Here is a 26,530-nt window from a genome sequence, read left to right as displayed (position 1 = left end):
ATGACGCCGGATAACGACGCAAAACGCCCTACTCAGGATCTGGAATACGATCCCGTCAGGAAAATGGAGACTGATGACCCTTCCGCTTCAGGCGTTAAACAGCGGGCCAGCGATGCGCTGAATAAAGCCACCGGCACCGCTAAGAAAGTACAGCGCCAGCCGTTTATCGCCCACTTGATCCGCGCCGCCGAGCGCTTTAACGATCGCCTGGGCAACCAGTTCGGCGCAGCCATTACCTACTTCTCGTTCCTGTCGATGATCCCGATTCTGATGGTGTCGTTTGCCGCAGGCGGCTTTATTCTCGCCTCGCACCCGACGCTGCTGCAGGATATTTTCGATAAAATTCTGGTCAATGTCAGCGACCCAACCCTCGCCGCCACGCTGAAAAACACCATCAACACTGCGGTTCAGCAGCGAACCACCGTCGGGATTGTCGGCCTTCTGGTGGCACTGTATTCCGGGATTAACTGGATGGGTAATTTGCGCGAGGCCATTCGCGCCCAGTCACGCGACGTGTGGGAACGCTCGCCACAGGACCAGGAGAAAATTTGGATTAAGTACTTCCGCGATTTTGTGTCGCTGATTGGCCTGCTGGTGGCGCTGATTGTCACGCTGTCGATTACCTCCGTCGCCGGGGCCGCGCAGCAGATGATCATCTCCGCACTGTATCTGGACTCGGTTGAGTGGCTGAAACCGGCGTGGCGCATTATCGGCCTCGCGATTTCTATTCTCGCCAACTACCTGTTGTTCTTCTGGATTTTCTGGCGACTCCCGCGCCACCGCCCGCGCCGAAAAGCGCTGGTTCGCGGCACCTTTATTGCGGCCATCGGCTTTGAGGTGATTAAAATCATCATGACCTGGACGCTGCCCGCACTGGTGAAATCCCCGTCTGGCGCGGCATTTGGCTCGGTACTCGGGATCATGGCATTTTTCTATTTCTTCGCCCGCCTGACGCTGTTCTGCGCCGCGTGGATTGCCACCGCCGAATACAAAGATGACCGGCGGATGCCGGGCAAATCCCACCACTGATACGGTTCTCGGGCTGAAATATCAGCCCGATTTCCATTTTTAGTTGATAAATCCAGTTGGTAACTTTTATTTAACCTTAAAGCAGTGATATTCACTTATTATCGAATTATGTGAAGCATTTCATAGAAGTGATTTCGCTGGTCCGAAAATTATCCGCTTTTTGCCTGTTTTTCACCCAGCCCCCCACCTTGTTACACATTGAAATGTCGCTTTTGCTGTGCGTAATATGGCCGTTCGTTCGCCTAAAAATAAGAAAAGATTATGCAATCAGCTGCCACAACACTCGATACTCAGCAGGACATCGCCCCGGTCAACTCGCGGAATAAAGTGGTCGTCGCGTCACTCATTGGCACCGCCATTGAGTTCTTCGACTTTTACATTTACGCCACCGCGGCGGTTATTGTCTTTCCCCATATTTTCTTCCCGCAGGGCGATCCGGCCGCTGCGACGCTGCAATCCCTTGCGACATTCGCCATCGCGTTTGTGGCCCGTCCGATTGGCTCCGCGCTGTTCGGCCACTTTGGCGACCGCGTCGGTCGTAAAGTGACGCTGGTTGCGTCACTGCTGACGATGGGGATTTCTACCGTGGTTATCGGTTTACTGCCGAGCTACGACACCATTGGTATTCTGGCTCCGGTGCTGCTGGCGCTGGCGCGTTTTGGTCAGGGTCTCGGTCTGGGCGGTGAATGGGGCGGCGCGGCGCTGTTGGCGACAGAAAACGCGCCGCCGAAAAAGCGTGCGTTGTATGGCTCATTCCCACAGCTCGGCGCACCGATTGGCTTCTTCTTTGCCAACGGCACATTCCTGCTGCTTTCCTGGCTGTTGACCGATGAACAGTTCATGAGCTGGGGCTGGCGCGTGCCGTTTATCTTCTCCGCCGTACTGGTGATTATCGGGCTGTACGTACGTGTTTCCCTGCATGAAACGCCGGTGTTTGCCAAAGTGGCGGCGGCGAAGAAACAAGTGAAAGTACCGATGGGCACCCTGCTCAGCAAGCATTTGCGTGTGACCGTGCTCGGCACCTTTATTATGCTCGCGACGTATACCCTGTTCTACATCATGACCGTTTATTCGATGACCTACAGCACCGCTGCGGTGCCGCACGGTCTGGGCCTGCCGCGCAATGAAGTGCTGTGGATGCTGATGATGGCGGTGATTGGTTTTGGCGTGATGGTGCCGATTGCTGGCCTGCTGGCTGACCGCTTTGGTCGTCGCAAAAGTATGATCACCATTACGACGCTGATTATCCTGTTTGGCCTGTTCGTGTTCCAGCCGCTGCTGGGCTCGGGCAACCCTATGCTGATTATGGCCTATCTGCTGCTCGGCCTGAGTCTGATGGGTCTGACCTTCGGCCCAATGGGCGCGCTGCTGCCAGAGCTGTTCCCGACCGAAGTGCGTTACACCGGGGCATCGTTCTCGTATAACGTGTCGTCAATTCTGGGAGCGTCCGTAGCGCCTTACATCGCTGCGTGGTTGACCGGGACTTACGGTCTGGCGTATGTGGGTTACTACCTGGCGTCAATGGCGGCCCTGACGCTGATTGCGCTGGTGCTGACTCACGAAACACGCCATCAGTCGCTGTAAATCTCCCCTCATCCCGCCCTCTCCTTTTTAGGGAGAGGGCGGGATGAAAGTAAAATTACTTCCGCATTTGCGACAAAATCACATGGCACTGGTTTGCATCACCCTCCGACGGCGAAATTAACGCCAGCAGCGCAGCCGCAGGTGTCACCAACGTCGCCAGCGCTGCCGCCACCGCGCCACGTACAATCAACGGTCCAGGTTTCACGCCATAATCCGGGTTCTTGAATGTACCGCGCACATATAGCGGTGAGCGCAAGGTAATAATACGAATCCCCTTACTTTCCGGATCGATAGTTAAATCCAGCTGTTCCGAGGCAAAACTCGCCGTACCCGTCACGTTAATCAGTGCGTTTTCAGTATCAAAGGCGAGGATCTGCGGACGTGCGACACCGTTATTGATATTGACGTTGGCCGCCGCACAATTCACCCGTACTTCGTCATCACCGAAAATCTGCCCGACGATAAAATTCCCCACATTGAGGCCGAGAATTTCCATCAGGTTGCGGCTGACCACCCCGTCGTTCATCAGCAGTTTCAGGTTACCATCGCTTGAGCCAAGCAGTGCGGCAACTGAATTCCCCGTGCCGCGGAATTTGGCATCGCCGTTCAGTTCACCCAACGTTTTCTGCATCAGTTCAACGTTCGGCATGAGCTCTTTCAGCCGCAGCCGTCTGGCCTGAATATCCGCTTCGCCCTGCATCGGCTTTTTATTCCCGGCGAGATGAATATTGGCGTTAATGGTGCCGTTGGCCATGCCAAATTTCAGCGGCTCCAGGCGCAGGTCCCCGCGCTTGAGAATCACATGGGTGCTGAGATTATTCAGCGGCAGCGTGCTGCCGTGCTCGATATGGCCGCCTTTGAAGCGCACATCGGCGTCCATCACGTCCCATTTATCGGTTTCGAAACGCTCGTGCGGCAGCACTTTTCCCGAAGGCTGAATATCCTTTTGCACCTCTTTGGTTTTGGTGCCCTTGCCGGAATCGACGCCAATCAGCGGCCCTAAATCCGCCAGCCGCAGCTGTTTCGACTCCATGTCGCCTTCCAGTTTCGGACGTGGTTTGATCATGCTGTATTTCAGCGTGCCGTGAATGTCGCTGTCGCCGATGCGCCCGTTAAAGTTGCGATAATCAAAGACTGAGCCTTTTTCGGTGTCGATTTTCGCCACCAGATGTCCGTCCGTTTCAAACGGCGGCGTGTCCGGTAACAGAACGCCGGTGAGGTCATACAGTTGGCCAAGTGAATCGCCGGAAAACGTCAGCTTTAAATCCACGCCGCCCATTTTCATGGGGTCGTTCACCGTGCCGCTAAACGCCACCCGCGTGTTGCCGGAGTGGAAATCGGCCTGCACCGGGAACGGCGTGCCTTCACTCCGCAGCGCCAGCATGCCGCCAATTTTCCCGGTCCCGGTGAGCGGCTGGCCGTTGTAGCGCCCTTTAGCCTTCAGGCCAAACACATAATCTCCCGGTTTCGGCCCGTCGCTTTTGCCCTTATCCCCCGTCACTTCGCTGAACGGCAGCGGCTTGCCCAGCGGATCAACGAAGATCTCGATATCGGCCTTACTGATCTTATCGTCCACTTTGATTCGCCCGCGATCGAACAGCACGTTATCGAGGCGGAATGACCAGGCGGACGGCTGCGCATTTTTTTGCGTACCGTCGGCAGACGCCAGATTGAAGGTCCAGTTATTGTTTTTTTCCGAGAGGCGAATGAGGCGCGCATCCGGCTGAACCAGTTTAATCCACGGCAGGTACACGGTTTTGGTCAACAGCGCCAGCGGAGCCAGCGTGGCCTCCACGCGCGGCAGGTGCACCATCGTGATTTCAGGAATGTCCGGCGGGTTGCCAAGAATAATGTCATCAGCATGAACGTGCGGCCAGGGCACCCAGCTTCGCCAGCCGGTTTCGTTGGGTTGGCGCTCCCAGACCACGCCAAGATCGCCCCGAATGGCGAACGGCCGGTTCAGTTCCGCGGTGACTTTTTTATTGATGGTTGGCTTGAGTCGATTCCAGTCGAAATTTGCAATTACGATTAGCAGTACGACGAAAAGCACGACAAGCGTCGCAAATGAAAAAGTGATGACTTTGCTGGTTTTAGTCATGCCGTTAACGTTCCTGTTTTGCCTCACCATTCATGAATATAGTTGAGGCTGACAGAAAAAACCGCCGATCAGGCCAGATTGAGCATCACTTCTTCGAGGGTAGACATCGGTACCGGACGTGATAAGAAGTAGCCCTGAGCCGCATGGGCCGGGGATTGCTGGACGTCACGCCACTCTTCCAGCGTCTCAACGCCTTCGACGATCACGCCCTGGCAATAACGATTCATTAGCTGAATAAGCAACTCAAAAAGATTACGCCCTTCCGGGGTCTTGCGCAGCATGATGAACAGGTCGCGGGCCACTTTGATGTAGTCGTAGCGCACTTCACTCAACGCCGAAAAGTTTGCCATCCCGGTACCGAAATCATCGAGCCACAGCGGACCAAATTCGCACAGTGATGCGAAGGAGGAGTCCTGTGGCAAACGAATGTGCTCCACCAGCTCGAAACGCAGCCAGGGAATATCTTCGATTTGCGCCATCAATACCGGATCCTGACGCATCGCCATCAGCGTCGGGCCATCGACGTTTACCGAGGCCAATATCCCGTTGTCAGCGAAGAACGCGCGCTGCGCAGTGAGTGCCGCCAATTGTTCTTTGATGACATCGATCCGCTGGCGCACCGCCACCTCTGCAAAATAGCGGTCAGGGGCAATACGCTGTCCTGGGTGCTCCGGGTGCGTCACCACGGTCAGCACTTCGACTGCCATCAGGCAACCATCGGTTTTATAGATCGGCTGGTAAGTATAAGCACGCTCACACTCCAGCCAATAGCGCCGCTCCTGTAGGCCTTCAATGCCTGCATCGGGAATGCTTAGCCGCTGGATAACCTGCTTTAACTTCATCTCAGCTGTCCTGTTAATGGGGGAATCTGTCGCAACTCGTCATTGGGTTATCGGCGCTGAAAGTGAGAACTTTATGTTCAACGGCTGGCATTTTGTGTTTCTGTGCAACCAGCATTGAAGGAGAATCCGCGCCAGTTCAAAAAAATAATGGAACGTTGTTTTAATATAGTTGACCCGCTACAACCCTCAGCGCAAACTAACGGCAATTTTTTGATTTCGGGAAGGCTTGACGACTATGTCTAAAAAAATTGCCGTCATTGGCGAATGCATGATTGAGCTGTCAGAGAAAGGCTCTGCGGTAAACCGTGGTTTTGGCGGCGATACGCTGAACACCTCCGTGTACATCGCGCGCCAGGTTGCGCCAGCGGATTTGCAGGTGAGCTATATCACCGCGCTCGGTACAGACAGTTTCAGCCAGCAGATGCTCGACGCCTGGCAGAGTGAGCACGTCGATACTCGCCTGATTCAGCGCATGGAAAACCGGATGCCTGGCCTGTATTACATCGAAACCGATGCGTCCGGTGAGCGCACGTTCTACTACTGGCGCAATGAAGCGGCGGCGAAATTCTGGCTGGAGAGCGAGCAGTCGGCGGCGATTTGTGAAGAGCTGGCAACCTTTGACTACCTCTATCTGAGCGGTATCAGCCTCGCCATCCTGAGCCCGGCAAGCCGTGAGAAGTTGTTCTCTCTGCTGCACGAATGCCGTGCGAACGGCGGGAAAGTGATTTTCGATAACAACTATCGCCCGCGCCTGTGGACCAGCCGCGAAGAGACGCAGCAGGTGTATCAGCAGATGCTGGGCTGCACCGACATCGCGTTCCTGACGCTGGATGACGAAGACGCGCTGTGGGGCGAAAAGCCGGTCGAAGACGTGATGGCCCGTACGCACGCCGCAGGTGTGCATGAAGTGGTTATCAAGCGCGGGGCGGATTCTTGCCTGGTGTCACTGGCAGAAGAAGGCGTGGTGGATGTGCCTGCAGTGAAATTGCCGAAAGAGAACGTGGTGGATACCACCGCCGCGGGTGATTCGTTTAGTGCGGGTTATCTGGCAGTACGTTTGACCGGCGGAGATACGCAGGCTGCGGCACAACGCGGGCATTTAACCGCAAGCACCGTGATTCAGTATCGCGGGGCGATCATCCCGCGCGATGCGATGCCAGCGTGATTTGGTCGGTGGGATCGTTCCGGCGATTTTCAGCCGGACCGAAGGTCAACACCCTCAGTTCCCTCTGGCACCGGTTGTGTCCCCGCCAGAAATCACCGGGCTGTAGGCCAGATGACAAGGTCAGACCGCCAGGGATGGCGGGCTGAGGCGAAACGAGACATTGACGTCGAGTCGAGCCGGCCGCAGGCAGACGGCTGGAAGACCGGGCAGTGCGAAGCACCGATTTCTATTGCGGGGTCGCGGGGATTGATAAGGGGCGCGCGAAAGCGCCCCTTATCCCGTTCACGTTCTGCATGAATTGCGGAACCTGCTGAACATCGGGTGAACGGAACATTACCACTGAACTCATTGAGCCAATTCGAACCATTCCACCGGGTCCGCCAATTCCACCTGTACAGAAAAAAACTACTGTCCCGGTGGAATATCCGTCACATCCTGACGATCGTCACTGGCAGCGGGTGCCGATGTGACCGATGGCGCCATCAGTTTGTCCCACGTTTCCTGCAGATCCTTCATGTTGTATTCCGGCTCACCTTTCGGCTGCTGGAGAATCAACGCCATATCCTGTGATAACTGCTGACGCAGATCCTGATTCAGGCCTTCAACGGTCAGAGAGCTCAGGAATTCCTGACGCAGTTTCTGATACTGCTCCGGCGCGATATCCACCACCTGATTTTGCAGCGCACGCATACGCTGGCTGATCAGCAAATTGGTATCGGTACGCGCGTAGGTCGCAAACAGCTTCTGCAGTTCGAGGTTTTTCTGCGCAATCAACGCATTAAACTCTTCCTGGGTCAGACCCTCTTCGCGGACTTTCGCCAACTCTTTGGCCACCAGGCCGAGATTAGCGTTCAGTTTGTCATTCGGGGAGTCCACGTTAATGGCGCACTGCGCGCGCAGATACAGCACCCGGCAATCGAAGCCAATACCGATATCTTTGACATTACTTTTGCTCAGGATCTGCTGCACATGCCAGAACAGCGCTTCACGCGCCAGGTCAGCACGCCAGTAGCGCTGCAACGCGGCAGATTCACGAATCGGTGCCCACGGCGTGTCCCACATGATAGAGAGTCTGTCCTGCGGCACTGCGTCGGTCATGATGCTGACCGGGGTTGGCGGAAGCGGAGACAACGTCGGCACAGCCGCCGGGGTTTCGCGTTTGCCTTTCAGGCCGCCGAAGATTTTATTGATTTGCTCGCCCACGCTGCGGTTATCCACGTTGCCGACCACAATCAGGGTCATCGCATCCGGGGTATACCACTTCTGGTAGAAGCTTTTCAGCTGTTCATTATCAATCGGCTGTTTCAGCGGTTCAGCCGGATCGTGCCCCAGCATGGTCGACCCTTTCAGGCGATAGCGCCACCAGCCCTCTTTAGGATCCTGAGGCCAGGTCATGACCATATCTTCGCCACTGAGCGCGTGATTCACGGCTTCCGGGGTGATATTGAGTTTGCCGCTGGAATCAGACAGCCAGGTCAACGCTTCTTTCAGCAGGTCATTGCGGTTATTCGGCAAGCTCAGGCTGAAAAGGGTGTAATCGTAGGAGACGATAGCCGGCGGCATTGGATGCTGCGGGTCGATGCCCTGCTGCCATAGGGAGCGGGCCTGCATCGTCGGTAGACTGCCGCTCTGCGAGAGCGCCAGACGTGGAATGAAGTGGCTGAAGCCCGCCTGCTGCGTGCTTTCGCTCAGAGAACCAATATTGACCTGAAGGCGGATTTCTACCCTGTCGCTCGGGCGCTGCGGGGTGGCCAGTACCTGCCATTGAAATCCGTTAGCCAGTGTTCCCTGTTGCCATGCCGGGTCCGGCTGGAGCGCTTCTGCTTGCGCATAGCCCGCGGTGGCTACCATCAGCATTCCGCCCGCTATGAGTCGAATTTTTGTGCCCTGCATTTAAGCCCCTGAATCAACAATCCTGGTTATTTACTCATCATACTTCGCGCTGCATGTGCGTTGGCTGCACCACAGCATTATGAGTAACAAAGACAACTCATGGTCGTTTTTATGAGTTAATGACGTCGTTTAGACCGTGCATTTTTTGAAATGTCACACGCTCAACGAAAAATATGGTCAATTATGCGCAGGAGCCCGTAGTCCATCAAGGGACTACGGGCAGATAGCAGGGATAAGTCGCGAGATTATGAGGAAATTTCTTGAGCCTTGTCACGGGGTGCGCGGTTATTGAGCGTATCGTCCAGTTTCTGCGGGTCGAGTTCTTTCACCCACTTCGCCACCACGATAGTTGCCACGCCGTTACCCACCAGGTTCGTTAGCGCACGCGCTTCAGACATAAAGCGGTCGATACCCAGAATCAGCGCCAGGCCAGCGACCGGCAAATGACCGACCGCAGAAATGGTCGCCGCCAGCACGATAAACCCACTGCCCGTTACACCTGCCGCGCCTTTTGAGGAGAGCAACAGCACCACCAGCAGCGTAATTTGATGGAAGATATCCATGTGGCTGTTGGTCGCCTGAGCGATAAACACCGCCGCCATGGTCAGGTATATCGACGTTCCATCGAGGTTGAACGAATACCCGGTTGGGATCACCAGCCCCACCACCGATTTACGGCAGCCGAGCTTTTCCATTTTATCGAGCATTCGCGGCAGTGCGGATTCAGACGATGACGTGCCGAGCACGATCAGCAACTCTTCACGAATATAGCGGATGAACTTGAAGATGCTGAAACCGGTCGCCCTGGCGATAGAACCGAGCACCACCACCACGAACAGAATACAGGTGATATAGAAGCAGATAATCAGCTGCCCCAACTGCACCAGCGTGCCGACGCCGTATTTGCCGATGGTGAACGCCATCGCCCCGAATGCACCAATCGGCGCCAGGCGCATGATCATGTTGATGATGCCGAAGATGACCTGCGAGAAGCTTTCAATCACGTTGAAAATCAGCTGGCCTTTGTGGCCCAGGCGATGCAGGGCAAAACCAAACATCACCGCGAACAGCAGCACTTGCAGGATGTTCCCGCTGGCAAACGCGCCAATGACGCTGGACGGGATGATATCCAGCAGGAACCCGACCACACCCTGATCTTTCGCCTGCTCGGCGTACACCGCCACCGCATGCGCATCGAGCGTCGCCGGGTCTACGTTCATCCCCGCGCCCGGCTGCACCAGGTTCACAATCACCAGGCCAATAATCAGCGCCAGGGTGCTGACCACTTCAAAATAGAGCAGTGCCACCGCGCCGGTACGACCCACGGCTTTCATGCTTTCCATTCCTGCAATACCGGTCACGACGGTACAGAAGATAACGGGAGCAATCACCATTTTGATGAGCTTAACGAAGGCATCACCAAGCGGTTTCATTTGCGCGCCCAGTTCCGGATAGAAGTGGCCGAGTAAAATACCCACGGCGATAGCGGTGAGTACCTGGAAATAGAGGCTTTTAAACAGAGAGGTTTTCATAGGATGTCCTTAAGATAAAACCACAGGCTGAGTAAGGTTTTTATTCGCCTGCGGCTTTAAAATAACATCCGATAAACAACACAGAAACATTTCCCGGGGTAAATGTTAAAAAGTTAGAGCTGACTCGCGCAAGCGCGTGATTATTTATGCGCTTACATCGTCAGTCTGGGTAGAGAGATAGTCCTGTTCGAAGATATCCGGCGGCACGGCGCGGTCGAACAGGAAGCCCTGCGCGATATCCACACCGGCAGATTTCAGCCAGTCAAACTGCGTCTGGGTTTCTACGCCTTCCGCCACAATGCTGAGGTTCAGGCTGCGGGCCAGCTGGATAATCGCCGACACCATGCTGGTGTCATCCGGCAGCGAATCCACGAAAATCTTGTCAATTTTGAGCACATCCACCGGCAGCGATTTCATGTGCTGCAGCTGACGCAGACCGGCATAACCCATGCCGAAATCGTCCAGCGCAATCTGCACCCCGGCGTTACGCAGCGGGCGCAGGATGGCGACGGCCGCTTTCGGGTCGTCAATGCGACGGCTTTCCGTCACTTCAAGCACCAGCGTGCCGGGCGCGATACGGTAGCGGTTGAGTAGCTCCAGCATATCCGCCACCATGTCGTGATGCAGCAACTGCAGGGCCGACAAGTTCACCGACAGCGGCAGCATAATACCCCGACTCTGCCACGCCGCCAGCTGGCGACAGGTTTCTTCAAGCACCCAATAGCCGACGGTGATCATCAGGCCGCAGGATTCGATGCGCTCGATAAGGTCGCCCGGCAAATCCCAGCTGCCGTCAGGCTGACGCATACGCAGCAGCACTTCCGCGCTGCACACTTTACCGCTGGCAATGTGAATTTGAGGCTGGAGCCACACCGCAAACTGCTGATTATCGAGAGCGGAAAGAATGTCGCTCTCTTCGCTCAGCCGCTGCTGCGCTTTTTCCATCTGCTCAGGGTCGAAGAACTCAATCTGATTTTTGCCTTTGCGGCGCGCGGTAAAGGCCGCTGACACCGCCCGACGGTAGAGCTGTTCGCCGCTCAGGTCACCGTGGAACATTGCTATCCCGATGCTGGCGCTTGGACGCAGCTGAATGCCCTGCAAAGGCAGTCGCTCATTAATAATAGTGAGTACTTGCTGACCTAATGTAATCGCATGCCACGGCTCTTTTACGCCGTGCGCCAGAATAGCAAAGTCATAGGCGCTGACCTGAGCCAGCACCATGCGCGGTGAAATCACCGATTTGAGTTTTTCCGCCAGGGTCAGCAGCAACATTTCGCGCTGGCTCTCCTGCAGCACGCCAGCGGTGTCCTGTAGGGTTTCGCAGGCCACCACCATCAGAGCGGTGGTTTTCTTATGCGCCACAGTCTGTTCCAGCAGCGCCAGTAAAAACGCTTTGTTTGGCAGGTCTGAGACCGGGAAACGCGTGGAGTGGCTGCACAGCTCATCATGCTGACGCAAGATGATTTGCTGATTGCGGTTGTAGTTGCGCACCAGCATGCCGATTTCATCGTCATGATGCAGGCGCGGCAGCGCAAACTGATGGCCCACCCGGTCCTGGGGCGCAATATCGTTTAACTCGCGGGCCAGGGCGCGCAGTGGACGCACAATCAGCCGGTTGATGCTCCAGGTTATCGCCACCGTCAGGATCAGCACTAAAAGTAAGTAAGCAGTCACTAACGTCGCGAGGGTGCTCATGATGAACTTGTAGGTGCGATATGAATCCGATTGCAACACCAGATAGGCCAAAGGCTGAGGATTAGCCGGACGCTCCATGGAATAAACAGGCAATGAAATTTGCACCGGCAGCTCAAACATCCGGGTGATCATTACCGGCACCGGGCGCTCTTCGATAAAACGCATGCGCAGTGCCTGGAACTGATTGGGCAGTACCACATCGGCCCGGCTGACGATCCCGGCAGGCTGAATGCGCCCGAGAATAGTTTCGGCTTCCGGAATATCCCCTTTCAGAATGGCCGCCGACAGCGGTTCACGCACGGCGCGGGCCACACTTTCAAGCTGAGTCGCGGTGGCAAAACGGTTTTGCTGCGTAAAATGGAACATCAAAATGGAACAAAAGACGAACACAAACACCATGGTGACGACTGCCACCATGGCCATTTGTTTAATTGTGAGTGAGCGGCTAACGCGCAAAGGAACTCTCCCCAGAGAAAAACCACGCCCTTGGGCGTATCACTTAATGCCGGATAGCATAATTTAACCCGGCATTAAGTGATTTTCGGCACATTATACGCTAAGAGTCTGCTCATCGGGATGGCAGAAAACGCATTTAGGGCGAATCTGTTACCAGTCTGCGTATGGGACTAGCGGCTGAGGTGGCAGATCCATGTCACCCTGCCAGCCAGCGGCGGAGTAGCGAACGTACAACAGCGCGTGGCTTGGGGTGTAATCCTTCGCCTGCTGAATATCGATTGAGGCTCCGACATACCAGTTCGAACTGACTCGGCGTTCGATAAGCGCATGAGCGGTGTAACCGAAGCCACTGCTGCTGCTGCCTTCGTCAATGTAGCCCGCATTCGGATAGTTAGCCGGCAGCAGATCCTGTTTCGGATAACGCGCCTGGTTGTTGTTTTTCGAGTGTGACCACGAGACCGAACCACCCAGTTCCCAGGACCAGTTATCCGTACGCTGACGCCAGTTAATTGGCACTGCGAACGACAGGTACTTTTGCGGACTGTAGTAGCCGCCCTGGCCGAGCGAATAGCCGCTGAGATCTTTGTCGTAGTGCCAGACCATGTTGTTCAGGCCCACGGTCACCCGACGGTTGTTCTCATTGATTAGCTTGTAGTAATACCCGGCCATCCAACGCGCACGCCAGTTGTCATCCACGTTTTTACCGGTCAGTGAGTCCGCGCTCAAAGAGGCCCAAACGCCGTTGGCATCGCCTTTGTCATAGCTCAGGCTGATCCCGCCACCGTCGGCGCGAACGCCGCCCCAGGTGGTACCGGTGTTCGGGTCTTTCTGCCCGCCAAACGCCAGCAGGGAGCTGGAAATCGGGCGACGGTGGCCTTCAACGGTATACCCGACCGAGCCGATACTGTTGCTGTAGCTCAGGCCGCCGACCACATCGACGACGTTGAAGCCCATCGGCGTGGTGCCGATATCCACATTCCAGGTATCATTCCGCCAGCCTACTGCCACGCTGGCGCCGCTGTCTTTTTGGCTCTTATCGCCGCCGTAGCAGGTTTGTTCACCACAGGTGCCCCAATTTGGCGAATAGCCACCGTCGCTGTCGGTCGAGAATTTCCCGGCGTTCATGCTGACGTAATCACTGCGGAAGAACATCCGCCCGTCCGCCAACGGCGCGTCCACCTGAAGCATGGTGGTTTGCGCTTTGAGGTCGGAATAACCGCCGGTACCGCTGGAGCCCCAGTAGTTGTGCTCCAGCGTGACGTTGACGTCCTGCTGACGGTAAAGGTCCGCCGCATCACTCCGCACCCCGCGCTTCAACCAGTCGTCTTTTTCATCGTTACGGGTCAGGCGGGTAAAGCTGTCGTTATCCTGCGGACGGGTCGGCGTAATGCCTGCCGCCACCATCGCATCTTTGTAACTGTCCAGCGCTTGCTGTGGATCGCCGTTTTGCACCTGGAAACGCGAGTTATCACGCAGAACCAGCGCAGTTTCCATCGATGCAGGCTGAGCTTTTGCCTGCGGCACGATGGTGTTGAAAATCTGCTGTGCCTGAGCGGTGTCGCCGAGGGAAGAATCCACCAACGCGATACGACGTTGCGTATTGAGCGACGGCGCTTCGCCTGCCGCTGGCGCTTTCAGCTTCTTAATCTGTTCGCGGGCGGCGGATTCGTTGCCGTCTGCGGCGTACACTTCAGCCAGACCCAAACGCGCATCATTATTTTCGGCTTCTTTTGCCAGCGCGGCGTTGTATTCGGTGATAGCCGTACCGGTATCACCACGCTGCTGCGCCCAGTCGGCCAACGTCAAATTAATACGCGTCGACGGCGGTTGCTGTTTCAGCAAGGCAATCGCCTGATCTTCATGACCGTTATCACGCAGCAGGTTCGCTTTCTGCATCACCTGATCGAACTGCAGACGATCCGACAGTTCCTGAATATTGTCATTCCACTGGCTTTTCGGCAGCGTATTGATGTGCGAGAGCGCCGCCATATCCTGACCGTTACCGGACAGGTACAGGCCATAGGCGTAAACCTGCTCCGGATCGCCCGATTTTTTGCGCGCCAGATTCTGCATCAAATTGTCAGCTTCACCGCGCTGCCCGGCGCTGGAGAGATCCTTCGCCAGACGATAGGTGACCCACACACTGTCCGGATCGAGCGCCAGTCGGCGACGCTGAACTTCTGCGGCCTGCGCCCAACGGCCCTGATTTTCAAGCGTTTCGGCCTGCTGTGACAGACGATCGTTGGTCAGGCTGCGTTCGATATCATCAATGCTGCGGCGCTGACTGGCCGACAGCGTGTTAATGAACGCCGTCGCTTTCTCCGGCGACTGCGCCCGATAAATATTAGCCAGCCCGCGCACGGCGTTGCTGTTGCCTTTGTCCAGACGCAGCGCCTGCTGGTAATAGCGCTCCGCGGCGGCGGTGTCGTTGCGGGCGATAGCCACGTCGCCCAGACCCAGCACCGCATAGCTGTTGGTGTTATCCACACGCTGTGCCTGCTGGTAAAAACGTCCGGCCTGATCGAGATTTTTGGCTTTCAGGGCGGCATCGCCTTTACGGATCAGCGGCCACACAATCTCCCAGGTCCCCGGCTTGCTGTCTTCGCTTTTCGCCAGTTCGACTTTTTTGGCTTTCTGATCGGCCTGACGGCGGAACTCAGGGTCGGCCAGCTTCTGCTGCTGGTCCGCAAGTTCAGCGCGTGCCAGCTTGGCCTGCTCGCCAGTGGTGAATTGAACCAGAAACTCCTGAAGTTGTTTTACCGTGTCGTCGCTCGCGGGTTTATCGCGTATTTGGTCAAACCAGAGGACTGCCGCACGCTCGTAACCGTCATTCGATCGCGCTAGCTGTTTTAAGACGGCAAAGCCCTCTTCCTCGCGACCATCGGATAACAGCAATCTGCCCAACGTGGCTTGCAGCTGGGTATTGCCGGGCGCTCTGGCATTCAGGGCCTTTAGCTGATTGACCCCTTCAGTATGCCTGTCGTCAAGTCGCGCGACGGCGCTCCAGTAATCAATGGCATCAACCCCATCCGGGGGTGCTCCGTTAAACAGTTTTTCGTACTCAGCAACGCCTTCAGCGACGTTGCCATTTTTTATCTGCAACTGCGCTTTCTGTAGCGTCTGATGGTCTGCTCCGCTGGAGAGCCGCATTGCACTCTGCGCAGATTTATAGGCAGCAGAATGGGGTGCAATGGACTTAAGTTGCTCCAGTTGTTTCTGCGCACCTGCGCTATCGCCCTGACGCAGCATGTAGCGCATATGTGCGTAAAGAACCTCAGGATCGTCAGGCGCAATCAGATCCAGGCGTTTCAGTGACTGGCGCACCAGATCTTCACGCTTGGTGGACTCCCCAAGACGCACCTGATTCAATAGTTGTTGTTGGGGCGACTGCACGGCATGCGCCATCGGCATTAGCGTCATGGCAAGCGAGAGGCTAAGTAAACTTAGTGAGAATTTGCGCATTCCTGGCCCCAGTCAGGTAAAAGTTCACCGCGAGCAGTAAACCGGAAACGGTGTTGATCCCATCCTTGCCCGAACAGAGTCAGAACATAGCTGTAATAGGCATCCTTACCAGGGAAGTTATCGGCGACGCGCTGGCGTTGAACGGCCTGCGCATCTCGATTTTGCAGGAACGGTAACAACGTAGCGGAGAAGCCTACCGGCCCATTACCCTCCACCTTCCCGGTGGCAATATCGATTTTCTCTGGCGGTAGACCCGTCTTTTCAGTTTGTGTGGCCATTGGCTTAAACTTCGCCAGCAAACGGGCTTTATACGGGTCAGCATCGTTCAACATGCCGGTCCACATATAAACGCGGATGGCATCGTAGCTGCCGACCAGCGATTTATCCTGCTTGAGCTGCCAGCCCTTTTTCTTGTCGAAACGCACCCAGTCTGGCGAGTAGCCCTTCGGCGCGGTTTCCAGCAGCAGTCGCAGGTTGGTGGCCTGTAGCGCGTTCCACGGCGCGCCAAAACGCACGAAGTAGCTCGCTAACTGCGGCGGAAGATAACTCGGGTTAAAGCGCCAACCCGCGTCGTCGACAAAGCCGACTCTGCCCGGCAGCAGCATGGAGCCAAGCCCCGGCACTTTCACCACTTCATCGCTGGCAATCTTCGACAGCAGCGCTTTTCCGGCGTCGCTGTACTCCGGCATTTTCCACAAACGTCCGGCTTCCAGCAGTGACCAGGCAATCCAGACATCGGCATCGGACGCGGAGTTGGTGTCGAGCACGCTCCAGCTGTTGTCCTCTTTCTTGCCCCACAGCCAGCCCGGCAGCTGCGCTTTGATATCGCCAGCGGCCAGGTTGTTCTGCGTCCAGTTGAACAGCGACGTAAACGCCGCGCGGTCATTGGCCGCCAGCGCGAAGAACATTGCGTAGCTCTGCCCTTCGGAGGTGGTAATTTTACGGGCGTCAGACGGGTCGATAACCCGACCGCCGTCGCTGATATAGTCCTTTTTGAACTGCTCCCACGCAGGCCACGTACAGGCGGCTGAGGCCTGCATCGTGACCAGCGTCAGTAGCGCCAGGCAACCCCGGCGTACACCTTTCATCATTGTTTACTCATCATCTGGATCGAGGCGACGACGGCTAATGATGCGCAGCAGACGCCACAGCACCCATGCCAGCAGAACGACGCTCAACGCCGCCAGAATCGACAGCAGAATTGGATGGTTAGACAGCGCGAACCACACACGCTCATACCACGGCAGATGGCCGACGTAATACACATCGCCCACACGCAGGCTGTTCACGCCCGATTCGCGGATAACCGCCACCGAACCAAACATCACCGCACGCTTACCGCTGTCGTTCAGCGCCTGGTTCAGCAGTTCAGAGCCACGCGCGCTATCCGCCATCAGGGCAATAACACTGCGTTGATCGTGATACGGAGACTGGAAGCCAATGATGGCTGCCATCGGGCCTTTAGAGCCAATACTCGCCTGCGCTACCGGCCGACGTTCATTGTCGTCCAGCTGCACCGATGCCAGTTCATTATGACGGACCGGGGTTTTCACCCAGCTCTTGGTCGCATCCACCAGCAGATCGATATGCTGGTCATCTTTCAGCTTCTCCGGGATCGCGCCGATCAACAGAATGTCAGCATCCTGCTTTTGCATCTCACTCGGATCGTCCGTCAGATTCAGGTTAGCCCCGGTCAGCCCGACCTGCCCACCGATAGTCGCCACGGAATCCAGCAGCGTGCTGATCTGGTCCTGCGTCGGTTCTTTCGGCATCACCACCAGCGTATCAGAGAGATCCGCCATCCGGCTGAACGGGAAGCCTGCATTAGCAAAGGCACGCAGGTCCGGCATCGCCAGGAAGTGATAGTAGTTGGAGAAATCAATCGTCGAATCGTCACCAATGACCACATTGTTCTTGATAGGCTGGAAGGTGACGCAGTTCTCAACGGTACCGCCCGGCATCGGGTTGGTGTACTGGAAGTCAAAACGCAGCTGGTTGGTCGCTCCCAGACGCAGCGCCGGGATAGACACCTGATCTTTGCCATCAATCAGACCCTGAACAATCGGCAAGCGCATCAGCAGGCTGTTGGTATCCTGGGTGCTGTTCAGACTGTACGATTGCAGGAACTGGTTGTTGAGGTTGATATCCATGCGCGAGCTATCTTTAATAGCCGGCTGGGTATAGCGATACTTCATATTCATATCGATGCCGTTGCTACGCAGCAGATACAAATCCGGCGGTAAGTTCATCGACAGGTTAATCGAGGCCGGCTCAAGACCGGTGGACTGCAGCTGCTGATCGTACGTTTTCAGCTCACCAAACGTCACCGGACGGTAGGTATTGACCCAGTTCGGCGCATCGTATGGCTTACGCGCCAGCAGTGATTTCACGTCATCCACGGTCACAGTGTCGCCACGGAACAAGATGCTACCGGCGGCAATGCCTTGTGCCGCAAACAGCAGGTCTTTGTCATCGCGCCCGAAGATCACCAGCATTTTCGTATACGGGTCATTCGGGTTGTCGATCATCTTGATGGTCGGGGTCTGCACCAGCGGGTAGTCGCGCAGAAAATCCGGGCGCTTATCGTTGGTGGCGAACACGATAGCATTCTTGTCCGGCACTTCGTTATACAGGACCGGGAAGGTCTGTCCACGCCAGCCAGTGCGCGAGCCGAACCAGGATGCCACAATGGCCGCCGCTTTCTGTTCGGCGATATCCGGCGTCGAGGCGAACACCATCGGCAGATTCAGGGGCCGGTTGTCACGGGCGTCAAAGAACGGCACCGGGAAGTGCGACAGATCGTTTTTGACGTTCAGCCGTTGCAGGGTCATATCCAGCGACGTATTACGCGCCACATCCAGCCACAGGGTGGTGCTGGCGGTGTTTTCACAGACGTCACGGTAGTGGCCGACAAATTCCAGACGCACATTGTTCAAATCGGTGATGTACAGCGGGTCAACCGGCACCTGCGCCATCACTTTTTTGCCCAGCTGTTCTTTCGTGACCGGCAGAACGCCCATCAGCTCATCGTTAAGATAAACCTTCAGCTGCGACTGAACCGGCAGCAGCGAGGGTGACGGCGTATACACCAGGTTCAGCGTGGCTTTGGATACGATTTCATCACTGCGCGTACCAAACTGCACCGCACCGGTCGGGTTCGAGCCTTTCAGTTCGATGCTGCCCGGCGCGGGGGCGATCTGCGCAAAACTAAGTTTCACGTCGCGGGACGGTGATTGTTCAACCACCTCGGGCGTCGTCCCTTCAGCCGCATTCACTGCCGCAGGATCCGTGATCGTTGGGTCAACCATGCCCGGCGCAGCCGTTGTCGGAACCGAGGCCGCATCCGTCGTTCCCGTATCACCTGGTGCTGCAGGCATGGCTTCGGTGGCGGTAGGTGCCCCCTGCTCCGGTGCAGGCGTAGGTGCCGTGGTTTCTGAGTAAGTTATCTGTGGAATAAAAGCGCTCATGCCCACAGCCGCTGCGCACATCCAGGAAAGTTTTCTTTTCATCGTATAGTCATCATTGTTGAGCCATTACCGGTTCAGGGAGAATCTCACCCACGTTGCGCTCAGGGCGACGCGGTATGAAGGAGACAACCCAGGCAACCAGTGAGAGGAGCGATCGGAAAATAAATTTCACCGAAGGCGGCGCGAACTCCGCAAGGTGGCGATAGCCACGGAACCCCAGTTTTAAAATGTCCATCATACTTTCCAGCGGTTTATCTTCCGGGAAGCTGTCTTGCCAGAGCGCCCAGGTATCGGCGCGGGCAAACGTACACTGAACAAAATCAATGTGCTGGCGAGTCGGCATCGGCAGCAGTTGCAGACCCACTTCGCTGCCCATTACGCGGGCTACCAGCATTGGGAAGGCGAATTCCTGCTGACCCCGTTTGAGCAGCAAATTGACCTTCTGACCTTCCAGAACCTGTCCATCCCCGTTGATTTTCAGCCCTACGCCGCCATCAGAGAAGTCGTGCAGCGTACAGGAGAAGAGGTGCCCGTCTTCGCGGGCAATCGCCGCAGGCATTTTCATCTCAACGCGGTGGGAACGACGCACCTGTTTACTTTCAACAGAGACGGCCACGGCCCCGCCCAGAATAATCAGGTTGTAGAACACCCACACGATACTGACCCACACGGTCAGGATTTCATTCTCCGGGCCGGTGAAGTGACGCCAGATACCGACGGCGATCCCCACCAGGTTTAGAATAACCAGGTACAAGTACGGACGGGAAATCACCCAATCGACGTACTCTTCTTTCACCAGGCCGCCTTTCGCCGTCACGTTGAAGGTACCGATTTTCGGGTTAATCAGCGCCACGATGGTTGGCGGAGCGATATACCAGGCCAGAACGGTTTCGTAAATTTCACTCCAGAAGGAGTGGCGATATTTGCCCTGAATTTTCGAGTTGGTCAGGCTGGCGTGAATCATATGCGGCAGAACGAACAACGCAATCATCAGCGCCGGCGCGTAAATGATGTAAGCGTGCAACAGCAGGAACGCCAGCGGTGCCGTCAGGAAGATAAGCCGCGGTACGCCGGATAAGAAGTGCAGCATGGCGTTGGCGTAACAGATACGCTGCGACCATTTCAGCCCTTTACCAAACAGCGGGTTATCCATACGGAAAATTTGCACCATCCCGCGCGCCCAGCGAATACGCTGGCCGATATGCGCTGACAGGCTTTCCGTCGCCAGACCTGCCGCCTGCGGTATACGCATGTAGGCCGAGGTGTAGCCCCGACGGTGCAGACGCAACGAGGTGTGCGCATCTTCTGTCACCGTTTCGACGGCAATCCCACCCACTTCATCCAGCGGTCCACGGCGGATTACCGCACAGGAACCACAGAAGAACGTCGCATCCCACATATCGTTTCCGTCCTGAACCAGGCCGTAGAACAACGTGCCTTCGTTCGGGGTCTTACGGAAACGACCGAGGTTACGTTCGAACGGATCGGGAGAGAAGAAGTGGTGCGGAGTCTGCATCACGCCCAGATTTTTATCTTTAAGGAACCAGCCCACTGTCATTTGCAGGAAGGATCGTGTCGGCACGTGGTCGCAGTCGAAGATAGAGACCAAATCCCCTTTCGCCAGCTTCAGTGCATTGTTGATGTTGCCCGCTTTCGCGTGTTCATGCGTGGTACGCGCGACATACTCGACGCCGACATCTTTGGCGAACTGGCGGAACTCTTCGCGACCGCCGTCATCAAGAATCCAGATTTTGAGTTTGTCTTTCGGCCAGTCGATACCCAACGACGCATAGACGGTGTTTTTCACCACGCTCAGATCTTCGTTATAGGTTGGGACAAAAATATCGACTGACGGCCACAGGGCCATATCTTTCGGCAGCGGCACCGGCTGGCGGTTAAGCGGCCAGATAACCTGGAAGTAACCCAGTACCAGCACGACCCAGGCGTAGGTTTCCGCAAACAGCAGCGTCATGCCGCAGACCAGGCTCACCGGGTCATTCCAGTTCAGCGTTGAAGTATAGCGCCACCAGATATAACGACAGGACACCGTTAGCGACAGCACTACCAGCATCAGCGCGGAGAAACGCCCAGGCATCCGGCGAACAATAAGCGCAATGCCCCACAGCAGCAGCAGGAAGATAAACTGCGAAATGGGATTAAACGGCTGCGTGACGCAGACCAGCGCCAGCAGTAACGAGCAGAACACTACGGTGCCGAGAATGAGCTTTCGCACTTTCGGGTGAACGTGAGTCAGCTCTTTTTTATGGTCCAGATGCGCCGTTTTGGTGCTCATTCTTTCAGGCAGATCGTCCATCCACTTATGGTAACGACCGCGCGCGCCGGACATGGCTTTCAGCCCTTTCCAGTTGAAGCTCTTTTTCTCTGCAACAGGAAGCGTCAACACCAGCCACAGGCTTTGCAGGACATAGCGAACAGGATCGAGCGGCCGCGGACGGTGCGCATCGATATGCGGATACAGTTCGTTGTAGTTGGCGCGAATACGCTGCCAGCGTGGGTGTTCAAGCGGGATAAACAGCCATGCGAGGGCCACCCAAATACAACCCATGGTGGCACCCAGCCATGACGCTTTGTGGCGACGATAATCCATATACCGCGCACGCAGACGCGCCCCCGCTTCCGGTGCCAGCAAGAGGGCGGTAAGACGTATCATGAGGACTGCTCCATGCCCGGACGGATCCCGGCGTAATGCATCAGACACCAGTTCGCGAGCGTGACCACTTCTTCTGCTGCCAACGAATCGCTTCGGTATTCGCCAAGCGGTTGCTTGGCTGCCAGACACTCAGCCACGGATTCGTCACGGTGGATAACCACCGGCAGCATACGAGGCTGGCTCTGTAACCAAATTCGATAAATATCGTCCTGAATATGGCTGCCAATGCGTAAATCGTTGATCAGGATATGACCGTGTTTGGGCAGAACCTGCTGATGCAATCGGATATGCGCATTCGCATCCGGATTCACCACCGTCAGCATATGGTTGCAGGCTTCAATCAGCGGCTGCATCCACGGCTGAACATCATGGGGTAAATCAATAAGCACCCAATGGTTCGGACGCTTTTGATCGAGGGCCTGAACAATGTCCACAGCCTGGTTCAGGATCGGGGTCAAGACCTGTACATTTACACGTTCTGTTACAGAAAGCTGACCAAACGGGAGAAAATCGACCTGAGAGGTGTACCGAAGCCCGGCATCACGCCAGTCTTTGCCGTCTAAAAGTGCACGCACCCAGCCATCGCGATGCGCAATGCTGTCATTGAAAAAGTAGCGCAGCATGTTATCCGGACACGCATCCATAATGATAACCGTCTCGCCCAGAGACTGTAACGCCCAGCCAAGTGCGGCAGTCAGAGATGTCGTTCCAGTGCCGCCTCGCAGACCCTGTAATCCCAAAATGGCCATTCAGGCTTCCTTATTTTTGTTCCGCCAGCTCGGCCAGCAAAGGCCAGCGCTTTAATGCAGCGGCAAGATGCTCGCGTTGGGAAATATCGGTATAATCTATTTCGGGTAAAGAGAATGCCCGACTTAAAGCCAAAAAATCATTTTGGAAGGTGTAACCAGGCGTTGATTCTGACGCTGTCCGGTTTTCATTTTCAGACATTTCTTTTGAACCTTTATCAGACATTTCGTGGATAAACGTATCGGACATTTCTTTGGTTCAAGAAACTAAAACACGAGTTCATCAGTTAGATACACGATGTCCGAACAGAAAATGGGTTCACATGCTAAATCTGTTACTCTTTAATTTCAATGTTAGGTTTAATCTGAGAGTTTTGCTAGTAAACTAATACACAGTCAAACTTGCACACGAGGGACACCGTGGACCCTGTATTTTCACTTGGAATCCAGTCCTTATGGGACGAAGTTAGCCATATGCCTCTGGGTGGTGTTTGGTGGATCAATGTTGAACGTCGTGAAGACGCCGTGAGCCTGTTGAATCAGACGATTGCTGCGCAGAATTCTGATGCAAAAGTCGCCGCGATTACGATGGGAGAAAAACCGCAGAAGATAGTAAAATTAAATGGATCTCACGGTCCTGAAAAAATACGCCTTTTCAACATGCCAAAAAATGAAAATGGTCTATACTCGCTGCGCCAGGATCTGCTTTGTTCTATTGATCCTGCAAACCATATATTTATGTTGTTGTGTTCAGATAACGCCTGGCAGAATATTCCACCAGAACGCATAAAGAAATGGCTGAATAGCGCCCAGCGTTGGGCTAAATACTACCGCTGCTCGTTGCTTATTCTTAATCCAGGTAACAACACGGACGCACAACTTTCGCTATTACTGGCCGAGTATCGATCACTTTCCGGTTTAGCAAGTCTTCGCTTCCTGGGCGACAGTCATCTTTTTGATATTGCATTCTGGGCCAACGAAAAAGGCGTCAGCGCACGCCAACAGCTTCAGGTTCACTATATTGGTAAAACCTGGCAATTAGCCCAACGCGAAGAAACCGTGATTCAACCGCGCAGCGATGAAAAAGATGTACTGAGCACCAAAAGTGCCCTCGAAGGCGCGCCGCCGCTGTCAGAATACTGGTCAGTCTTTGATACCAACGATGCGGTGTTTAACGCCGCGCGTACGGCTCAAGCTGCCACTGTGATTTTCACCGTCGAACAAACCAGCCAGATTGAACAGCTCGCCCACGACATCCACTCGCTGCGTCGTCAACGCGGCAGCGCGATGAAAATTGTGGTGCGCGAAATCACCGCGAGCCTGCGTGCAACGGACGAACGTCTACTGCTGGGCTGCGGCGCGAATCTGGTTGTGCCATGGAATACTCCGCTGTCACGCTGCCTGACGCTGGTCGAAAGCGTACAGAAGCAGCAGTTCCAACGTCACGTGCCGGACGAGATCAGCACGCTGCTGTCGATGACCCAGCCGCTGAAACTTCGTGGCTATCAGAAGTGGGATATCTTCTGCAAAGCGGTACACACTATTATGAATAACCCGCTGCTGCCTGCCGATAACAAAGGTGTGATGGTGGCGTTGCGGCCGGTGCCGGGCCTGCGCGTGGAACAAGCGTTAACGCTGTGCCGCCCGAACCGCCTCGGCGATATCATGACCATTGGCGATAACCGTCTGGTGATGTTCCTGACCTTTTGTCGCATAAACGATTTGGACACCGCGCTGAACCACATCTTCCCGTTACCCACGGCCGATATTTTCTCGAACCGCATGATTTGGTTTGAAGATAAGCAGATTACGGCAGAAATCGTGGAAATGCGGGCAGTCACCGCCGATCGCTGGAATGCGCCATTACCGATGACCACCGACAAAGCGCCGGTGGTGAATGCCGTCCACGACGGGCACAGCTGGCGTCGTTACCCTAAACCTCATCGTCTTACCGACGCACAAGGAGGACAACCTCAATGATGTCAATTAGCGATATTATTCAGCTGGTTGTGCTGTGCGCACTGATTTTTTTCCCTCTGGGATACATGGCGCGTCACTTCCTGCGCCGCATTGAAACAACCTTCAGGTTGATGTTTTTTAGACCCCGTTATGTAAAACCGGCAGGTACACTGCGCCGGTCAGATTTCGTCAAGGCAAAGCAAAACGATGACTAACCCTACTCAAACCGCCGTCTCATCATCGCCATTCTGGCAATACTGGCGCGGCCTTTCTGGATGGAACTTCTACTTTCTGGCGAAGTTTGGCCTGCTGTGGGCGGGATATCTTAATTTTCATGCCATGCAAAACCTGGTCTTTATGGCCTTTCTGCTGCTGCCCATTCCGAACAGCAAACTGCACAAAATCCGCCACTGGATTGCCATCCCGATAGGTTTTGCACTGTTCTGGCACGACACCTGGCTGCCTGGCCCGGAAAGTATTTTAAGCCAGGGTTCGGAAGTTGCTGGCTTCAGCATGAGCTACGTTATCGACCTGGTGACGCGCTTTATTAACTGGCAGATGGTCGGCCTGTTCTTCGTCCTGCTGGTTGCCTGGCTGTTCCTGAGCCAGTGGCTTCGCATCACGGTCTTCACCGTGGTCATCATGATGTGGCTGAACCTCATTACCCTTGTCGGCCCGAACTTCTCGCTATTCCCTGGTGGTCAGGCGACCGGGACGGTCACCACCACGGGTGGCACGGCGGCGGCCACCGTCGCCACGGCCGATGCGAAACCTGTTGTCGGTGATATTCCGGCACAAACTGCCCCACCAACGTCAGCGAACCTGAACGCCTGGCTTTCCAGCTTCTATGCTGCGGAGCAGAAACGTCAGACCACGTTCCCTGCGACACTGCCAGCAGATGCACAGCCGTTCGAACTGCTGGTTATCAACATCTGTTCCATATCCTGGGATGACGTTGAAGCCGCAGGCCTGATGCAGCATCCACTGTGGTCGCACTTTGATATTGTGTTCAAACACTTTAACTCTGCCACCTCCTACAGCGGCCCGGCGGCGATTCGTCTGCTGCGCGCCAGCTGCGGTCAGCCATCGCACAGCGATCTCTATTCTCCGGCGGCCAAGCAGTGCTACCTGTTTGACAACCTGGCAGCGCTGGGCTTCAAAACGCAGCTGATGCTGGGTCACAACGGCGTATTCGGCGACTTCCTGAAAGAGATGCGTAACTACGGTGATATCCAGGCGCCGCTGATGGACCAGAAAGGACTGAAGCAGAACCTGGTGGCCTTTGACGGTTCGCCGGTCTACAGCGAACTCGACCAGCTTCATCGTTGGAATGAAAACGAGCTGAAAGAGCCGGGTACACGAACGGCGACGTTCTACAACATCCTGCCACTGCACGACGGTAACCGCTTCCCTGGTCAGAGCAAACCGGCTGACTACAAAGCCCGCGCGCAGGTTATGTTTGATGAGCTGGACACCTTCTTTACCGAACTGGAAAAATCGGGTCGTAAAGTGATGGTCGTTATCGTGCCTGAGCACGGTGGTGCGCTGAAAGGCGATAAAATGCAGGTTTCTGGTCTGCGTGATATCCCAAGCCCGAAAATCACCAACGTCCCGACAGCGGTGAAATTCTTCGGCATGAAAGCACCACATCAAGGTGCGCCAATTGAAATCGATCAGCCAAGCAGCCTGCTGGCGGTATCGGAACTGGTTTCCCGCGCGCTCGATGGCAAGATGTTTACGGCAGACTCCGTGAACTGGGATCAATACACCAGTAACCTGCCGCAAACTGCCCCGGTGTCGGAGAACGCCAACGCCGTCGTGATTCAGTACCAGAATAAACCGTACGTGAAACTCAACGGCGGCGAATGGGTCCCTTATCCGGAATAATCGCCAGCCACAAAAAACCCGCTCATCGAGCGGTTTTTTTTATG

17 protein-coding genes are annotated in these 26,530 nt (G+C 55.4%); 6 read left to right on the top strand and 11 right to left on the bottom strand.

Going from position 1 to position 26,530, the window contains the following annotated elements; all coding sequences use genetic code 11:
• Together yhjD and MUU51_RS10900 are read left to right on the top strand one after the other, a co-directional pair.
• Positions 1-1,029 (top strand): inner membrane protein YhjD, encoded by a 1,029-nt coding sequence (gene yhjD, locus MUU51_RS10905; protein WP_258967747.1) that lies wholly within the window; start codon positions 1-3, stop codon positions 1,027-1,029.
• A gap of 261 nt (positions 1,030-1,290) precedes the next feature.
• The gene (locus MUU51_RS10900) at positions 1,291-2,613 is read left to right on the top strand and encodes an MFS transporter (RefSeq protein WP_159769319.1); all 1,323 of its coding nucleotides are present in this window, start codon (positions 1,291-1,293) and stop codon (positions 2,611-2,613) included.
• Between the two features lie 55 nt (positions 2,614-2,668).
• On the opposite strand, the gene MUU51_RS10895 is transcribed toward MUU51_RS10900, so the two are convergent.
• Both MUU51_RS10895 and pdeH read right to left on the bottom strand, forming a co-directional pair.
• Positions 2,669-4,711 carry an AsmA family protein gene (locus MUU51_RS10895; protein ID WP_159769316.1) on the bottom strand — a complete coding sequence of 681 codons (2,043 nt, stop codon included), beginning with the start codon at positions 4,709-4,711 and terminating at the stop codon, positions 2,669-2,671.
• A gap of 68 nt (positions 4,712-4,779) precedes the next feature.
• On the bottom strand, positions 4,780-5,553 hold the full coding sequence (gene pdeH / locus MUU51_RS10890) for a cyclic-guanylate-specific phosphodiesterase (protein WP_159769313.1): 774 nt from the start codon (positions 5,551-5,553) through the stop codon (positions 4,780-4,782).
• A gap of 235 nt (positions 5,554-5,788) precedes the next feature.
• On the opposite strand from pdeH, the gene kdgK reads away from it, so the two are divergent.
• Complete coding sequence (gene kdgK, locus MUU51_RS10885) at positions 5,789-6,718, top strand: 2-dehydro-3-deoxygluconokinase (protein WP_159769310.1); 930 nt, start codon at positions 5,789-5,791, stop codon at positions 6,716-6,718.
• A gap of 405 nt (positions 6,719-7,123) precedes the next feature.
• On the opposite strand, the gene MUU51_RS10880 is transcribed toward kdgK, so the two are convergent.
• From MUU51_RS10880 to bcsR, 9 genes are all read right to left on the bottom strand, one after another.
• Positions 7,124-8,611 (bottom strand): M16 family metallopeptidase, encoded by a 1,488-nt coding sequence (locus MUU51_RS10880; protein ID WP_159769307.1) that lies wholly within the window; start codon positions 8,609-8,611, stop codon positions 7,124-7,126.
• 245 nt (positions 8,612-8,856) lie between these two features.
• A complete protein-coding gene (locus MUU51_RS10875; RefSeq protein WP_159769304.1) occupies positions 8,857-10,143 on the bottom strand; it encodes a dicarboxylate/amino acid:cation symporter in 1,287 nt (428 codons plus the stop codon).
• Positions 10,144-10,287: 144 nt separating this feature from the next.
• Positions 10,288-12,294 (bottom strand): biofilm formation regulator HmsP, encoded by a 2,007-nt coding sequence (hmsP, locus tag MUU51_RS10870; protein ID WP_258967746.1) that lies wholly within the window; start codon positions 12,292-12,294, stop codon positions 10,288-10,290.
• A 150-nt stretch (positions 12,295-12,444) separates the two neighbouring features.
• Complete coding sequence (gene bcsC, locus MUU51_RS10865) at positions 12,445-15,756, bottom strand: cellulose synthase complex outer membrane protein BcsC (protein ID WP_258967745.1); 3,312 nt, start codon at positions 15,754-15,756, stop codon at positions 12,445-12,447.
• Positions 15,738-16,844, bottom strand: a complete 1,107-nt coding sequence (gene bcsZ / locus MUU51_RS10860) for a cellulose synthase complex periplasmic endoglucanase BcsZ (RefSeq protein WP_159769779.1) — start codon at positions 16,842-16,844, stop codon at positions 15,738-15,740. The genes bcsC and bcsZ overlap by 19 nt, the downstream gene beginning before the upstream one ends.
• Before the next feature lie 6 nt (positions 16,845-16,850).
• On the bottom strand, positions 16,851-19,265 hold the full coding sequence (gene bcsB, locus MUU51_RS10855) for a cellulose biosynthesis cyclic di-GMP-binding regulatory protein BcsB (protein WP_258967744.1): 2,415 nt from the start codon (positions 19,263-19,265) through the stop codon (positions 16,851-16,853).
• A gap of 10 nt (positions 19,266-19,275) precedes the next feature.
• A complete protein-coding gene (gene bcsA / locus MUU51_RS10850) occupies positions 19,276-21,894 on the bottom strand; it encodes a UDP-forming cellulose synthase catalytic subunit (RefSeq protein WP_159769292.1) in 2,619 nt (872 codons plus the stop codon).
• Positions 21,891-22,643 carry a cellulose biosynthesis protein BcsQ gene (bcsQ, locus tag MUU51_RS10845; protein ID WP_258967743.1) on the bottom strand — a complete coding sequence of 251 codons (753 nt, stop codon included), beginning with the start codon at positions 22,641-22,643 and terminating at the stop codon, positions 21,891-21,893. Before bcsQ ends, bcsA begins: the two co-directional genes overlap by 4 nt.
• Before the next feature lie 10 nt (positions 22,644-22,653).
• Positions 22,654-22,842, bottom strand: coding sequence for a cellulose biosynthesis protein BcsR (bcsR, locus tag MUU51_RS10840; RefSeq protein ID WP_159769776.1), 189 nt, complete (start codon positions 22,840-22,842; stop codon positions 22,654-22,656).
• A gap of 218 nt (positions 22,843-23,060) precedes the next feature.
• On the opposite strand from bcsR, the gene bcsE reads away from it, so the two are divergent.
• From bcsE to bcsG, 3 genes are read left to right on the top strand one after another with little or no spacing between them, the layout of a single operon-like run.
• A complete protein-coding gene (bcsE, locus tag MUU51_RS10835; RefSeq protein ID WP_159769286.1) occupies positions 23,061-24,620 on the top strand; it encodes a cellulose biosynthesis protein BcsE in 1,560 nt (519 codons plus the stop codon).
• Complete coding sequence (gene bcsF / locus MUU51_RS10830; protein ID WP_159757300.1) at positions 24,617-24,814, top strand: cellulose biosynthesis protein BcsF; 198 nt, start codon at positions 24,617-24,619, stop codon at positions 24,812-24,814. Before bcsE ends, bcsF begins: the two co-directional genes overlap by 4 nt.
• Entirely contained in the window at positions 24,807-26,486 is a 1,680-nt protein-coding gene (bcsG, locus tag MUU51_RS10825) for a cellulose biosynthesis protein BcsG (protein ID WP_258967742.1), read from the top strand. Before bcsF ends, bcsG begins: the two co-directional genes overlap by 8 nt.
• Positions 26,487-26,530 lie beyond the last annotated feature (44 nt).

The sequence above is a fragment of the Scandinavium manionii genome (assembly GCF_024764775.1).
Lineage (GTDB): Bacteria > Pseudomonadota > Gammaproteobacteria > Enterobacterales > Enterobacteriaceae > Scandinavium > Scandinavium manionii.
Note: the sequence above shows the minus strand (reverse complement) of the source record. Positions and strands in the feature narration are given on the sequence as shown.